15 protein-coding genes are annotated in these 14654 nt (G+C 60.9%); 7 read left to right on the forward strand and 8 right to left on the reverse strand.

All coding sequences use genetic code 11. The annotated features are described in order from the left end of the window. The first annotated feature begins 40 nt into the window (after positions 1–40). The 3 genes from U9970_RS04970 to U9970_RS04980 are packed head-to-tail and all read left to right on the forward strand — an operon-like array spanning position 41 to position 3503. On the forward strand, positions 41–742 hold the full coding sequence (locus tag U9970_RS04970; RefSeq protein ID WP_322765573.1) for a glycosyltransferase: 702 nt from the start codon (positions 41–43) through the stop codon (positions 740–742). Positions 743–755: 13 nt separating this feature from the next. Further along, positions 756–2243 (forward strand): glycosyl hydrolase family 57, encoded by a 1488-nt coding sequence (locus tag U9970_RS04975; RefSeq protein WP_322765574.1) that lies wholly within the window; start codon positions 756–758, stop codon positions 2241–2243. A gap of 48 nt (positions 2244–2291) precedes the next feature. Continuing rightward, on the forward strand, positions 2292–3503 hold the full coding sequence (locus tag U9970_RS04980; protein ID WP_322765575.1) for a hypothetical protein: 1212 nt from the start codon (positions 2292–2294) through the stop codon (positions 3501–3503). 144 nt (positions 3504–3647) lie between these two features. On the opposite strand, the gene U9970_RS04985 is transcribed toward U9970_RS04980, so the two are convergent. The 5 genes from U9970_RS04985 to U9970_RS05005 all read right to left on the reverse strand — a co-directional run bounded on the left by U9970_RS04985 (position 3648) and on the right by U9970_RS05005 (position 8526). Next, positions 3648–4313, reverse strand: coding sequence for an SDR family oxidoreductase (locus tag U9970_RS04985; protein WP_322765576.1), 666 nt, complete (start codon positions 4311–4313; stop codon positions 3648–3650). Positions 4314–4358: 45 nt separating this feature from the next. Beyond that, the gene (locus tag U9970_RS04990) at positions 4359–5168 is read right to left on the reverse strand and encodes a prohibitin family protein (protein WP_322765577.1); all 810 of its coding nucleotides are present in this window, start codon (positions 5166–5168) and stop codon (positions 4359–4361) included. A gap of 26 nt (positions 5169–5194) precedes the next feature. After that, positions 5195–6298: an alanine/ornithine racemase family PLP-dependent enzyme gene (locus tag U9970_RS04995; RefSeq protein ID WP_322765578.1), complete on the reverse strand. Its 1104-nt coding sequence runs from the start codon at positions 6296–6298 to the stop codon at positions 5195–5197. Next, positions 6271–7386, reverse strand: a complete 1116-nt coding sequence (locus U9970_RS05000; protein ID WP_322765579.1) for a DUF1611 domain-containing protein — start codon at positions 7384–7386, stop codon at positions 6271–6273. The genes U9970_RS04995 and U9970_RS05000 overlap by 28 nt, the downstream gene beginning before the upstream one ends. A gap of 120 nt (positions 7387–7506) precedes the next feature. Then, positions 7507–8526 carry a GGDEF domain-containing protein gene (locus U9970_RS05005; RefSeq protein WP_322765580.1) on the reverse strand — a complete coding sequence of 340 codons (1020 nt, stop codon included), beginning with the start codon at positions 8524–8526 and terminating at the stop codon, positions 7507–7509. 94 nt (positions 8527–8620) lie between these two features. Between U9970_RS05005 and U9970_RS05010 the strand changes: the two genes are divergently transcribed. After that, positions 8621–8941 carry a 4a-hydroxytetrahydrobiopterin dehydratase gene (locus tag U9970_RS05010; RefSeq protein ID WP_322765581.1) on the forward strand — a complete coding sequence of 107 codons (321 nt, stop codon included), beginning with the start codon at positions 8621–8623 and terminating at the stop codon, positions 8939–8941. Here the strand turns inward: U9970_RS05010 and U9970_RS05015 are convergent. Beyond that, on the reverse strand, positions 8938–9789 hold the full coding sequence (locus U9970_RS05015) for an aldose epimerase family protein (RefSeq protein WP_322765582.1): 852 nt from the start codon (positions 9787–9789) through the stop codon (positions 8938–8940). The genes U9970_RS05010 and U9970_RS05015 overlap by 4 nt on opposite strands. A 146-nt stretch (positions 9790–9935) precedes the next feature. On the opposite strand from U9970_RS05015, the gene U9970_RS05020 reads away from it, so the two are divergent. Beyond that, the gene (locus tag U9970_RS05020) at positions 9936–10112 is read left to right on the forward strand and encodes a hypothetical protein (protein WP_322765583.1); all 177 of its coding nucleotides are present in this window, start codon (positions 9936–9938) and stop codon (positions 10110–10112) included. 77 nt (positions 10113–10189) lie between these two features. Further along, a complete protein-coding gene (locus U9970_RS05025; protein WP_322765584.1) occupies positions 10190–10393 on the forward strand; it encodes a hypothetical protein in 204 nt (67 codons plus the stop codon). Positions 10394–10396: 3 nt separating this feature from the next. Here U9970_RS05025 and U9970_RS05030 read toward each other — a convergent pair whose 3' ends face one another. Then, complete coding sequence (locus U9970_RS05030; protein WP_322765585.1) at positions 10397–10621, reverse strand: hypothetical protein; 225 nt, start codon at positions 10619–10621, stop codon at positions 10397–10399. 264 nt (positions 10622–10885) lie between these two features. On the opposite strand from U9970_RS05030, the gene U9970_RS05035 reads away from it, so the two are divergent. After that, positions 10886–11992 (forward strand): DUF4912 domain-containing protein, encoded by a 1107-nt coding sequence (locus U9970_RS05035; RefSeq protein ID WP_322765586.1) that lies wholly within the window; start codon positions 10886–10888, stop codon positions 11990–11992. Here U9970_RS05035 and leuS read toward each other — a convergent pair. Beyond that, positions 11989–14619, reverse strand: a complete 2631-nt coding sequence (gene leuS, locus U9970_RS05040; protein WP_407653081.1) for a leucine--tRNA ligase — start codon at positions 14617–14619, stop codon at positions 11989–11991. The genes U9970_RS05035 and leuS overlap by 4 nt on opposite strands. Positions 14620–14654: the final 35 nt, after the last annotated feature.

Genomic DNA, 14654 nt, shown 5'->3' on the forward strand with positions numbered 1-14654 from the left:
CGTCATTACTCCGACCAGGCTTTTGCCTGATCGATTGTCTATGCTGAGCAACCTAAATCGCAGCCTGGCTGAAAATAGCTGCAATATCGAACATGTGATTGTTGTTGATGGCAACGACCTCGAAGCCCTGCCCGCCGAGCTTGCCGCAAACGCCACAGTGATTGCTTCTGCTCGTCCGATTGGTCAGGCGGCAGCTCGCAATCTTGGCCTACTTGTTGCTCGGGGAGAGTGGATCACCAGCGCTGACGACGACGACTGGCTTTACCCCCATTCCATCGACAAGCGTCTGGTCGCAATCAATGGCCAGGCAGGGGCCCTGTGGGCAGCCGGTTATTGCACCGACGATCTCAAAAATGATCCTGCCATTGTGGCCGCTGGACCATGTCTGGCTGGTGATGTCTGGCGAGCCTGGCCATCCCCCCATGACAGCATTCCCCTAGGGCCAACCACCCTGCTTGTACAGGCTGCCCTGCTAAAGCGTGTCGGAGGCTGGATGGGCCTGCCACAAGGTGAAGATGTGGGCATGATGATCGCGGTTACAAGTAGTGCTGCAGGCGTACTTATTTCTGATTACGTCTATCACATACGCCTCCATGTTGGCCAGATGACCAAATCAGCTTGGTTTGATGATTTGGAGCTTTTGTCGCGTCGATCTGCCTGGGAGCGCGGTCAAACCATCCTCTCTCAGCAGCTTGCAAGTTCCTCAGTGCCGCTGATTCGCCAGCGCATTGCCACTCCTTGAATATCTCAAACCTGTGAGCAACTCCTCCCTGCCGCCTATCGCTGGCCGCGAAGCCGAAATTCTCGCCCTGGTGCAGCAGCAGCAGCCGGTATTTCTGCCCACCACCAATCTCAAGCTGGAGCAGCTTCGTTCAGGCTTCGCCTGTGCCCTGCACATGCACCAGCCCACGATTCCAGCCGGGCCGGATGGCCAGCTGATCTCCCATCTCCAGTGGATGCTCGACCATCCCGGTGTGGGCGACAACCACAATGCCGAGCCCTTCGCCCACTGCTACCGGCGGCTGGCCGACCTGCTTCCCCAGCTGATCGCCGAGGGCTCCGACCCGCGGATCATGCTCGATTACTCCGGCAACCTGCTCTGGGGCTTCGAGCAGATGGGCCGCCACGACATCCTCGACGCCCTGCGCTTCCTTGCCCGCGACACCCGCATGCAGCAGCACGTGGAGTGGCTCGGCACCTTCTGGAGCCACGCCGTGGCCCCCTCCACCCCCATCCCCGACCTGAAGCTGCAGATCCAGGCCTGGCAGCAGCACTTCGCCGCCCTGTTCGGCGACGAAGCCCTGCAGCGGGTGCAGGGTTTCTCCCCGCCGGAGATGGCCCTGCCCAACCATCCCGACACCCTGTTCGCCTTCGTGCAGGCGCTGCGGCAGTGCGGCTACCGCTGGCTGCTGGTGCAGGAGCACAGCGTCGAAAACCCCGATGGCACCCCACTCAGCCGCGAGCAGGCGCTGGTGCCCAACCGGCTGGTGGCCCGCAGCTCCAGCGGCGAGGTGGCCACGATCACCGCCCTGGTCAAGACGCAGGGCTCCGACACCAAGCTGGTGGGCCAGATGCAGCCCTGCTACGAGGCGTTGGGATTGAACCCGGTGCCGCTGGCTGGCCGCTCCATTCCGCCGCTGGTGGTGCAGATCGCCGATGGTGAGAACGGCGGCGTGATGATGAACGAGTTCCCCTCGGCCTTCCTGCAGGCCCATCGGCGCCTGGCTGGCGAGGGGGGCGCTGCCTCGAGCACCGTCGCTCTCAACGGCAGCGAGTACCTCGATCTGCTCGCCACCGCCGGCATCACTGAGGCCGACTTCCCGCCGATCCAGGCGGTGCAGCAGCACCGGCTCTGGCAGCAGGTGGGCGAGCCCGCTGTGGGGGATGGGGGTTCCGGTGGACCCGGCCGCGCCGCGGTGGAGACCGCGATCGCCGCACTTTCCGCCGCCGATGTCTCCTTTTCGATGGCTGGCGCCTCCTGGACCAACAACCTCAGCTGGGTGGAGGGTTATGGCAACGTGCTCGAGCCGATGGAGCAGCTCAGCGCCCGCTTTCACCGGCACTTCGATCCCCTGGTGGCGGCGGACCCGGCCGTGACGGCCACAGCGGCGTATCAGCAGGCGCTACTGCCGCTGCTGCTGCTGGAGACCAGCTGCTTCCGCTACTGGGGGCAGGGCACCTGGACTGACTACGCCCGCGAGCTGCACCGGCGGGGTGAAGCCGCGCTGGCCAACCCACAGTGACCTTCCTCTTCAAAAGTTTCCTCCTCACAGGTTTCTACGCCTTGTGGAGTGTTCCTGGTTGTTCTTGGACAGCTGGTTCTTAGGTGGCTGATACTTTTTGCTCAGGATCTTGGTGCCGCCTGGCCTCCAACCGGGCCCATTGAACGTGTCCTTGCCTGTTCTGCGCTGCTGGTTGATGCGATGACCGTGTTGCGAGTCTTGGCCCAGGACAGATTCACCATGACACCATCCACACAGCAACCCTTGCTGGTGGTTCATGCGGGTACGCATAAAACAGCCAGCAGCTACATCCAAAACCGGCTTGATGCTAACCAGCTTGCCCTTGACAGCCAAGGTGTTGTTCTTTCCTGGCCCGGACGGCCTGGACGAAAGCACAAGGGCTTGGTCAAGGCCATGCTCAAAGGCAGCCATACACCCTGGGAGAGGTATCTGTCAGCCGCGTCTCCCGCGACATGGCAATTACTTGTTAGTGCGGAGCAGTTTACTCCGGCTGTCACTGAGCCGCGACATCTTGCTTTCCTTGATGAGGTGGCGCGGCGCCATGGCAGAACACTTCGCGTTGTTGTCTTTCTTCGCGATCAGCCGGACTTCCTGAACTCCATGTATGCGCACACGGTGCGAAGGCTTTACCACCATTACGACTTTGACAGTTACGTCAGACGTAGGCTTCGCCATCCGAATTGGTTCCCGGACTATTCACGCTGGCTTGAAGCCATTCGCAGGCACCCCACGATTGAGTTGCTCGTTCTGCCCTACCGCTCTGCTGCCGTGGATCAGAAAGGCAAGGATGAGCCATTGGATGACCCATTCATGCGCCTGGCCCATGCTTTGGGTTGGGCGATGCCTGGCCAAGGCTGGCTGCCTCCCTCTCGACGTTCCATCAACACCCAGGTGGGAGCACGGGGGATCTGGTTGGCGCTGGAAGTCGGCAAAGCACTTGCGGCAAGGGGGGTCAATCCCCGATCTCTCCGCAACACAGGAGGCTTGATTCGTGAAATCTCTGAGCGGGAAGGGTGGACTCACCCACGATTTCAGGGATTTCAACCTGCCGATTACCTCAGGCTACGGGAGACGCTTGAGGCGGCCAATGATCCCTTGGCGATGGAGGCCTGGGGTGTTCCCTGGGCTGAGGTCTTCCCATCGGTCCCTCAGCCGCGTTCGATCACCATCGGGCCTGAATCCAACCAGGACGCCCAACGGATGGACGCGTGTCTGCAAGAAGCGCTGTCACGCCTGCTGAAGCAGGTGGACTCCGCTTGATCTAACCGGATGGGCAGGCTTCTTGAGGGCGATCGCTCAGGGTCATGAACGATGCACACGCTTTGGGTTGCTGCACCGAAACCCTCCAGTCTCTGCTCTTACAACAGGACGAACAGGACGAATTCGGCGCGCGTCATCCAGTGCTCACCAGGGCAGCACCTCGCCGTTGGCGTGCCAGAAGGTGCCGCTGGTCTCCAGGGTGAGGGCGTCGATGCGGGCCAGCAGGCCCCGCACCGCCTCCTCGGGGCTGATGCCCTGGGGGTTGAAGTTGACCATGCGGGTGCGCACCAGCCCCGGGTGGAGCAGTGCCACGGCGATGCAGCGGGGCCGCAGGTCGATCGCCAGGGATCGCCCCGCCATGTTTAGCGCCACCTTTGACATCCGATAGCCGTAGGAGGAGCCGGAGCTGTTGTCGTCAATCGAGCCCATGCGGCTGGTCATCAGCGCCAGCTTGGAACCGGGCTGCAGATTCGGCAGCAGGGCGGCCACGAGCCGTAGGGGCGCCAGGGCATTGACCTCAAACTGGCGCCTGAGGCTTTCGCTGTCGAGATTCTCCAGGCGGTTGGCTTCAAGGATGCCGGCGTTGAGGATCACCCCGTCAAGGGGCTGGCCAGCTAGCCGTTGCTGCAGAGCATCAAGATCTGCTTCTGCGGTGAGCTCGATCCCCGCCTCGAGGCGAACTCCCAGCGCCTCCAGTTCCGGCGAAGGCGTTCGGCAGACGGCGATCACCTGATCGCCGCGGGCCTGGAGCTGTCTGCAGTACTCCAGGCCGATGCCGCGGTTGCTGCCGGTAACTAGGAAAGTTGGCATTGCTGGCCTGCGCAGTTACTCAAGACTGGCTGATTGCTGCCAGCATCAGCGCCGTCCGTTGACGATCACGGAATTGCCGTTGCCCCCAGGGGTACCAGGCAGGGCAGGCACCACGGAGGTCTGGCCATCCCACTTGTCGAGGAAGAGCTTGTAGAGCACCTGGTCATCGAGGCTTGAGTTGAGCGTTTCGTAGCGCTTGGCTTCCTGCTCGGCGATCAAGACCTCGGTTTGGGCGCGCAAAAGCTGCTGTTCGGCAATCTGTTTCTGTTCGATCGCGGCCCGGTATTCCTCGGCGATTTGCAGGCCTGTGAGGTCGAGTCCCTGCACGCTCACGTAATCAAACTTGCGCAGTTCCTCCGCCACCTTCTCCTGCACCAGTTCCGAAATGGAGTTCCATTCGGTGGCGATAGTCACCAGCTCGTACTGCGAAAAAACTGATTTGAGTGCCTTCAGTAGCGAAGGTTGGATCACCCGGGGATAGATCTGCTGGTCGTCGGTGGCGATCGTCTCGTAAATCCGCCCAGCTTCTGCAGGCTTCATGGCGTATTTCACCGTGGCGGTGGCCTGGATCACCTGGAGATCCTTGGTGAGAGTCGAAAACTGCTCCGGTCGCACCTGGGTGCGCACGTCAAACAGCGAAGTGTTCTGCACCAAGGGGGCCTTGATGTTGGCGCCGGGGCTGCGGGGGGTACCGGTGACCTTGCCCAGGGTTGTGACAACGGCCACGTTGCCCGCCGGCACGATGAAAACGGTTTGGCTGAGCAGGATCGCGATCCCCACCAAAATGGCCGCAATCAGGCTGAGGGTGGCTCCAGGACCATCGGGACTGCCAGCTGAGCGAAGGGGCGACTGCATGAAGGGGCCATTACCAATTGCGAACCCTAGGCAGGTCCTCCGATGAAACAACGGCTCACAAATGGAGAAGTCATCGCCCGCAGCAGGGTGCTGTAGCTGACCTGGAAGCGCTGTTCATCACCCACTGCCAGCGCCGCTGCCGCTCCGCTCACCACCAAGTGGTCGCTGGATGCGCCCTCGATGCTGATCCCAGGGGCACTAAGACCGGCCGGATCGGCATCCTGTTCGCCCAGGGCAAGTAGCGCTCGCATGGCCATGGGTTGCTCTGGTTGCTTTTGGGGAGCGACTGGCCCTTTGGCAAAACTGGTGCAGTGACGCGTTCCCCAGGCACGGCTCGGCTTGCGCTTGGACTCGATCACCTCTGCCACCAGGGTGATGGCATCTGTGTACAGCCCTGGTATGGCTGTGCGGGTGAGGGGCTCTCGCCCCAGTAGTAGGGCTTCGCCGAGGCGCAGGTGGTTGATACGGCCCGGATCGCCGCCACCAGTCAGCCAGGGAATATTGGCCGAATTACCTCCAGAACACCACTCGAGCCGGATGCCAAAACGCCTTTCCAGGCCATCGATCAGACTCGATAGCTCGGCCATATTGGCTTCATCTGGGGCAACGCCGTTTTGACAGCCCAGATTGGTGCCGATGCCCACCAGCAGCAGGCTTGGTAGGGCAAGGGTAAGCAACACCATCGCCTCCAGGTCTGCCGCGAGAATTCCCTCGCGCAGATCCCCTAGCTCCACCATCAGCAGCACTCCATGGCGCACCCCTTGGCAATGCGCTGCAGCTGCCAAGGCCTTGAGCACCACCGCCTCGCTGTTGCAGCTAATCGCCGCATGGGCCACCACCCGATCCACCTGGCTGAGCATCGGTGAGCGAATTAGCAGCAGGGGCACGCCAAGTTCGCAACGGCTAAGCGATTCGATTGATTCGATTCGGGATTCACCGATGGAGTGCACCCCTGCTGCCACCCAGGTGTGCACAATTTCCGGCAGTCCCAGGGTTGCCTTGCTGACCCCGGTAACCTTGATCCCTTGGCGGGCAAGCCGATTGACCATGGTGGTGGCGTTGTGCTGCAGGTGCTCGAGATGAATCTCCAGCCGCGGTGCGCTCAAAGCAGCCCGGTAGGTGATGCGCACAACTCGGGGAAAGCCCGCAGCACCATTGCCACCAGGGCTGAAGGTGCACGGCTCACCGCATCGGTAACAGGAATAGCGAGCTCGGCGGCATAGAGGGCGATTGCGGCACTCACCTCGGCGTCATCCATGCCCTCGTGGTTGAGGGTTAGGCCGATTACCCGCGTTGGCGCGAAGGATTCGATCAGGCGAATTTCACTGGCAGGCGTGGGCATCGGCATAAACGGAAAGTCGCTGAGCTGCCGGCGTGCCGGCGCGTGCTGCAGCACCACCGCCTGGGGCTGGCTGCCCCGCAGGATGAAGCTGGAAGAGAGGTAGGCGGGATGGCTGAGGGCCCCTTGGCCTTCAATCACGATCACCGCAGGTCTTTCCGTGCAGTAGGCCTCCACCACAGCGGCCTCCACCTCCCCTGAGCAAAACTGCGAAGGAATGGCATCAAGCGGAATGCCATAGCGGCCCCCTTGAATCAAGCCGGTTTGGCCCGTGCTCACCAAAACGGCGCTGATGCCGCTGGCGTTTAGGGCTTGAACCAGAAGCGTGGCGGTGGTGCGCTTACCGATGGCCCCATCGGTGCCGAGCACGGCGATTCGAATGCAGCGTGCCTTGGCGATCGAGCCATTGAACAGGCGCAGATCCTTCAAAGCGGCTGGACGACGCACATCCCGGATTGAGACTTGGTGACGGATGGCCGCCAGGGCGAATTCACGGTCGTCGTTGAGGAATTCGCGCATGCCGCTGACCAGATTCAGGCCAGCTGCCATGGCTAGCAGCAGAGCCCGGCGATCGTCTTTGCCATAGAGGCCATCTGCAGGCGCCATGCCATAGATGAAGGTGCTGGCGCGGGGCCCAGGCAGGGCGAGAGCGCTATCTAGATCAGCCACGATGGGAATGCCGTTGCTGATGCCGTCTAGTAGAAGACCTGCATCATTCCCTGCTGATTGGCTGTCAATAATTGCCCTGATTTCGAAGGCTTCACAGAAGCGAACGAGTCCGTGGGCGGTTTTGCCGTCGAGTCCCGCGAAGTTTCCCTCGCAGTAAACGAATGCAGCTGATTTAACCGCAACTTGATGCGGTGAAATCGAAATGGTCAAGTCATTGACCTGTTTTAAAAATGCCAAATAAGCCAGGACCCATCATTTACCCAGGCTTGAAATAAGTCTGAGGTGGTGATTTCAGGGCTCAGAATTGGCCGCTGGAGGGCGTGGATATATTTACTCTAGGGCGCTTTGTGCTTCAAGGGGGTCAGCCAGTATTTCGGCGATCTGGTTTTTGCCATTGCCCTGGGCCAGGAATAGGGCCCGTTCGGCTCGAAGCAGGGCATCGAGGGGCTGACGATCGGCTGGGGCAAGCAGGGTCAGGCCGCCGCTGGCGGTTAGCTGGTGGCCGCTGGCCGAAAAGACCCCCCTCAGCTCGCTGATGCCAGCGCGGATGGCATCGGCCCGTTCCATGGCTGTGGCCAGGTCAACATTCACCATCAGCAGGGCGAATTCTTGGTCGCCGATTTGACCCACCAGGTCCTGGTCGCATTGCTGGGAGCGCAGTAGGGCGGCGACGTCTACAACAGCTCGATCCGAGGCCTGCAGACCCCAGCGGTTCTTGATCTGGTCGAAGTGGTCGAGCTCCAGGGTCAGCACGGCAAGGTTTTCACCTGCCTGGCGCGCCCGCAGTAGCTCAGGCTCAGCTTGCTCCAAAAAGCTTTCTCGGGTGGCTAAAGCGCTCACAGGATGGACGGTGGTAAGTCGGCGCAGTTCAAGCTCACGCAGCACCAGTTGGGCCAGATCCTCGAGCAGTCGCACCTGGCTGGAGCTGAAGTGGCGCGGCTGCCTGTCAATTACGCACAGGGTGCCCAGGTTGTGGCCGTCACGACTCTGCAGCGGGGTGCCTGCGTAGAAGCGCACCTTTGGGTCCTGAATAACCAGGGGATTGGTGCAGAAACGGGGGTCTTGGCGGGCATCTGGCACCACCAGGGTTTCATCACCGGCAATGGCGTGGGCGCAAAAGGCCATCTTCCGCGGCGTTTCGGTGCTGTCTATGCCGTGGTGGGCAAGGAACCACTGGCGGTCGCCATCCACCAGGGAGATGAGCGCGATCGGGGTTTCCAGCACAGTTGATGCGAGCCGCACCAGCCGCTCGAAATGCTCATCGCCTGGATGGTTTAGTACCCCCAGGCGCTCTAAATCCCTTTGGCGCTGGGATTCGTCTGCCGGAATCGGGTAGTCGGGATACGGCATGGACTGAGCCGATAATGCCAATTCTAGGAAGTCCACGGCCAGCCATCCGGGCTTCGCAAGGGCCATGATTTAGTTGTAACCAACAGCCCTTCCCATGGCCCTAGACCAAGAAAGCTGTCTCCCCTGCCGCGATGGGGCTCCGCTCCTGGACGCAGCTGAACTAGCCGAATTGCTGGCCCAGTTGCCCGGTTGGCTGGTTGTGGATGGACACCACTTGCAAAAGGCCTGGAGCTTTGCTGATTTTCAGCAGGCTCTCGATTGGCTCAACCGGGCTGGGGCGATCTGCGAAGCAGAGGGTCACCATGCCGAATTCAGCCTTGGCTGGGGTCACGCAGGCGCTGAGGTGTACACCCACAAGGTGGATGGCCTAACCCGCGCCGACGCAGTTTTGGCCGCCAAACTCGATGGGGCCTAGCAGGCGCTAACGGCGTAACGAGTATGCAGCCGGCAGGTTTCGCTGGGCGCAATTTCAAGCTTGTCATCGCCACTGATCAGAGCCTGGCGCGGTCCAGTCCAGGGCTCCAGGCAGACCATCGGACGGGGCGGTTCGGTCCAGAGCACCACCAGGTTGAACGGGGCGCTGAGCTGCAGATCAAGGGCCAGGCCGGCTTCCGGATCCAGCAAGCGCACGTCACCAGTGGGACGAACCAACAGGTCAATGCCGTCGTCCAGTCGCGCCATTTGTTCGGTCGTGTCGGCTTCGGCCATCGATAGGTGGTTTAGGCAGCGCTCCGGTAGCCCCTCAAAGCGTGGAGATTTGAGGTTGCTGAGGTTGAAGTAGGGGTGGAGGCCGAAGCTGAATGGCATCGCCTCCTGGCTGCGGTTCAGCACCGAGGTGTCGATTTCGAGGGCCCCTGGCACCAGGCGCAGCTCAAGCCTCAGCAGAAAGCTGAAGGGATAGCTCGTCAAGGTGGTCTCGCTGTCTTTGAGTTCAAGGGCAATGCCTTGGCCATCTTCGAGAGCTGTCAACTGCCATGGCAGCTGCCGGGCGAAGCCGTGCTGGCCTAGGGGAAAGTTCCCCTGGGGTAGGGGCAAGGTGTTGTCAGGCAGGCCGCCGCAGATCGGGAAGAGGATGGGAATACCGCCCCGCACTGATTGGGCGGGGTCGAGGAAGCGTTCAAGATCGAGGTAGATCAGTTCCTTGCCCTTGCAGCGCCAGCCGGTCACCAGACCGCCGCGCTCAGGCACCACCCTCAGCAGATCCCCTGAGTCGCTGGCGAACTCCCAGTGGGGATATGGAGTGTCGCGGTGAACTAGGGCCACGGAGCTCGAGCGGGATTGGCCTATTTAGGCCTGCGGCCGGCCTCTAGGCGGGTGTTCCTTCACACAATCTTCCATTGAAAAAGATCAGAACCGGTCTCGATCCCCTGATCCATTCCATAGGGTCTTGCAATCCGCGAGTACCAGTTATGAATTGCCCAGAAGACAGCGGGCCAGGCCAGGAATTATTTGAGCCTCGCAGCTTGGAATGGCAGGAAAATGGCGAGTTGGCCAGCACCGAGATGTTCGAGCTGGTCAAGCGTCTGCGAGCTGTGGAATCAGGAAAAACCGTCAACGAGCTTTGGCGGCTCAGCCAGAAAGCCTGAGGCTGGTTTTCGCACCAACACTCCCCCTTGCCATCCCAGGCCTGCTTTGGTTGATTGCGGTGGTCGCAGTGCTTGCCATGCCTGATTCTTCTGCCATAGCGGAGTGGCGACATCGCGGCTGCAGTGTGCGCTTGATTAGCCGCTGTCCAGCTGCAGAGGCCTACCGCATTCAGCACTGCAGTGGTATGCCCATGGGTTCGGTAGCCAGCCTTGAAGAGGCTCGCATTCTTATTGACGACGACATTCAATTACTAAGGCAGCGCCTTGTAGCGAGCGCTTAGTTTTCAGGGCAAAACCCCCACTAAGCCGCGGCGGCGCAATTCCTGTTGGAATTCATTGCTGAGCGGATCAAGGCACCATTGCCGCTGACTCCAGTGCCACAGGGCCTGTAGCCGCCAGCCCAACCACAGCAGGCACAGCACTAGGCCCAGCCAACGCATCGATAGGTCCACGGAGTGCACCTTGTTTAAGAACGGACCACCCTCCTGGCGAGGGGGCCGGCCATCCATTGACACAAGTCGCCAAGGGCCATGGCCTCCACCCTGCTTGGCGGATCGGTTGATTTGCTCCCCCTGACAGAGCTGGGTCTGGGGTAGCCCTGAGCGCCCGCTGGGGAGCGCCTGGAATCAGCTCTTGCAGGTAATACCTGCCAGGGCCGCCTGCTCCCCGGGCGTGGCGATCTGCTGACACGGCTCCGGAAACAGGCCCGGAATCCCTGAAAATCAACCGAGTTTCTTCGGAAAGCAGCAGTCATGACTACGTCAGGTTTTCCGATGTCAAGTGAAGACGACGCCAACGACCTGACCTTGCGTCAACTGCGCCAGATGGCCAGCAACCTCGGCATCGGCCGCTACAGCCGGATGCTGAAGGATCAGCTGCTGAAGGCTATTGAGCGCAAGTCAGACTCCCAGCCCGCAGCCAGCCAGCCAGGAGGCGATGCGCCAGAGGGTGTGGATCTGCGCAGCATTGAAGCTGAGATGAGCTCTGCTCCCCGGCCCGACTCCCAAACGGCAGTTGTATTTCTGCCCCGCGATCCCCAGTGGGCCTACGTGTTTTGGGAGCTCTCCGACTCCGACCGTCGCCAGGCGATGGCAGACGGTGCCAGCCAGCTGGTACTTCGAGTTGTTGATGTAACCGGTCTTGGTGCTGGTGCTGCCCACCAACACACCATGCAGGAAGTTGTGGTTAACAGCCATGCCACCGAGTGGTACCTGCCTGTTCCGCTCAGCGACAGGGACTATCGGGTTGAACTTGGCTACCGGCTCGCTGGTGGCGGTTGGCGTTCATTGGCCTTCTCCTCGGTGGCTCGGGTACCTGCGCTCCATCCCAGTGAGCAGATCCTCGATCAGTTTGTGCCCTTCTCCCTAGAGGCCGCCGCTCCTGCTACAGCTAGTGGTGCAGCCGTTATGCCGACTGCAGCTCCCGGTATTCACGAGCGGGTTTATCAGGCTGCCACCACCACTTGGCGGGCCGTAGGCCGCGGATCTGAGGCTTTCCACGAGGTGGATGCTAACTCCGACCACAATCAGGGTCTGAATGCTTCCGGTGCCGGTCTTTGGGCCAGCGGCCGCAACGAGTCGGGTGCTGGTGGTGTGGCTACTCGTCAGCGGGCTTTCTGGCTAGTAGCCGACGCCGAATTGATTGTTTATGGCGCTACTGATCCGGCGGCAACCCTGCGGATTGGCGATGAAGTCGTGCCCCTTGGCGAAGACGGCACCTTCCGGCTTCAGGTGCCCTTCCGTGATGGACAGCAGTTGTACCCGATCACTGCCGTAGCAGCTGACGGCGAACAACGGCGCAACATCACTCTTGAATTTGTCCGCACTACCCCGGATGCCAATGTCAACACTGCTGAGGAAGCGGTGGCTGAGTGGTTCTAGGGCACCAGATTTACCAGCTTTCCAGGCACCACGATTACCCGGCTGGGGGGCTTGCCCTCCAGCCATTTTTGTGCGATTTCGCTTTTGAGTGCCAGCTGTTCAAGAGTTGCTTTATCAGCGTTGGCGGGCACCGCCAAGCTGCCTCGCATCTTGCCCTTGACTTGAATAACCAGGTCAATAGTTTCGCGCACTAGGGCTGCAGGGTCTGGGTGCGGCCAGCGCTGAGCGTGGATGCTGCAGTTGATGTCTGGATTGGCGCCCAAACGCAGCCAAAGCTCCTCCGCCAGGTGGGGGGCAAATGGAGCAAGCAGAACCAGCAAGGTGTGCAATGCCTCTTTGGCTATAGGCGCAGAGGCCGCCTCTAGATGTTCAGCCATCACATTGCTGAGCTTCATTAACTCAGAAATGGCGGTATTAAACTGATATTCACCATCGAGGTCCTCGCTGATCTCGGCTATGGCCGTGTGCACTGCCCGGCGCAGCTCCAGCTCTGATGCCGTCAGGGTCGTGTTGGCAAACTCGGCCGCAGTTAGCTCAATTACAGCTGACAGTTGCAGGTCCCGGGCGCAGGCCCCATCCACCAGCCGCCACAGGCGCTGCAAAAAGCGAAACTGGCCTTCCACATCAGCGTCATCCCATTCCAGATCTTTTTCCGGTGGAGCCTTGAATAGGATGAACATCCGGGCCGTATCAGCGCCATACTTATCAATTACCTGGGCAGGATCGACGCCGTTATACTTCGACTTCGACATTTTTTCGTAAAAAGTTTCTAGTACTTCGCCACTGATTGGGTCACGGGGGTCGCTTGGGTCGGCGACATCCCCCGGAGCGATGTATTTGCCGGAGTGGGGGTTCTTGTAGGTAATGCCCTGAACCATCCCTTGGGTAAGTAGGTGGGTGAAGGGTTCATCGAAGCCCAGCAGGCCCCGGTCGCGCAGCACCTTGGTGAAGAAGCGGGCATAGAGAAGGTGGAGGATCGCGTGTTCGATCCCACCCACGTATTGATCAACCGGCAACCAGCGGTCCACAGCCTCGCGTGTAAACGGAAGGTCTGTGTTGTGGGGATCGCTGTAGCGCAGGAAATACCAGCTGGAGCACATGAAGGTGTCCATGGTGTCGGTCTCACGCTTCGCTGGCTTGCCGCAGCGGGGGCAGTCCACGTTCACCCAGCTCTCTAATTGGGCTAGGGGCGATCCACCCTTGCCCTCAAGGTTGGCCCCCACCGGCAGCTCCACTGGCAGCTGTTCGGCCGGTACGGGCACCACACCGCAGCTCTCGCAGTGGATCACCGGGATCGGACAGCCCCAGTAGCGCTGACGCGAGATCAGCCAGTCGCGCAGTCGGAATTGCACCTTGGCATTGCCCCAACCCTGACCCGCAGCGGCCTCGGTGATCGCCCTTTTGGCTTCACCGCTTGGTAAACCATCGAAGCAACCGGAGTGGATTAAAACCCCGGCTTCTGTCCAGGCACCACCTTCGAAGGCGTGCTCGTCGCTGCCCTGGGGAATGATCACCTGCTGCACCGGCAATTCGTACTGCCTCGCGAATACGAAGTCGCGCTGGTCGTGGGCAGGGACCCCCATCACCGCGCCGGTGCCGTAGTCGGCGAGGACGTAGTCGGCGATCCAGAGGGGGATAAGGGCACCATTGGCTGGGTTCCGCACCCGAGCACCGATCGGCACACCCCGTTTGGGTTTGTCGTCGGCCGTGCGCTCAAGCTCGCTTTGGCGGCTCACCAGATCACAGAAGGCCTGCACGTGGATCGCCTGCTCGGCGGTAGTCAGCCCAGTTACCCGGGGGTGTTCGGGGGCCAACACCAAGTAGCTGACGCCAAAGATGGTGTCCGGGCGTGTTGTGAACACGGTGATCTGTTCACCGGTGCCAACGCCAGATGAATCCACAACCTCAAAGTGCAGCTCGGCGCCCGTACTGCGGCCAATCCAGTTGGCCTGCATGGTGCGCACCCGCTCCGGCCAACCCTCGAGTTTGGGCAGATCGTCCAGCAGTTGGTCGGCGTAGGCGGTGATCTTGAGAAACCACTGGCGCAGCTTGCGTTTCTCCACCAAGGCTCCGGAGCGCCAGGAGCGGCCCTCGCCGTCCACCTGTTCGTTGGCAAGCACCGTTTGGTCGATGGGATCCCAGTTGACGCTTGCGTCCTTCTGGTAGGCGAGACCAGCATCTAGAAACTGCAGAAATAACCACTGGGTCCAGCGGTAGTAGTCGCTATGGCAGGTAGCCAGCTCTCGATCCCAGTCGATGGAGAGGCCAAGCCGCTTGAGCTGCTCCCGCATTGAAGCGATGTTTTGATCGGTCCAGATGCCGGGTTCAATTCCCCGCTCGATGGCCGCATTTTCGGCTGGTAAACCAAAGGCATCCCAACCCATCGGATGCAGCACCTGCTTGCCACGTAGCCGTTGCACCCGGGCGATCACATCGGTGATCACGTAATTGCGTACATGACCCATGTGCAGGTTCCCCGATGGATAGGGGAACATCGACAGGGCGTAATAGCTTTCGCCGCAGGACCCATCCAGCTTGGCTGGCGTGCGGTGCTGAGCCGCGCTATCCCAGTGCTGCTGCCAGCGCGATTCGAGGGCCTGGGGTTGGTAGCGGGGGGCGTCGCTCACGGCAGCCAGGCTGGATCAGGGCTTTGATCGTGCCA

This window comes from Cyanobium usitatum str. Tous (assembly GCF_963920485.1).
GTDB classification, from domain to species: Bacteria; Cyanobacteriota; Cyanobacteriia; order PCC-6307; family Cyanobiaceae; genus Cyanobium_A; species Cyanobium_A usitatum_A.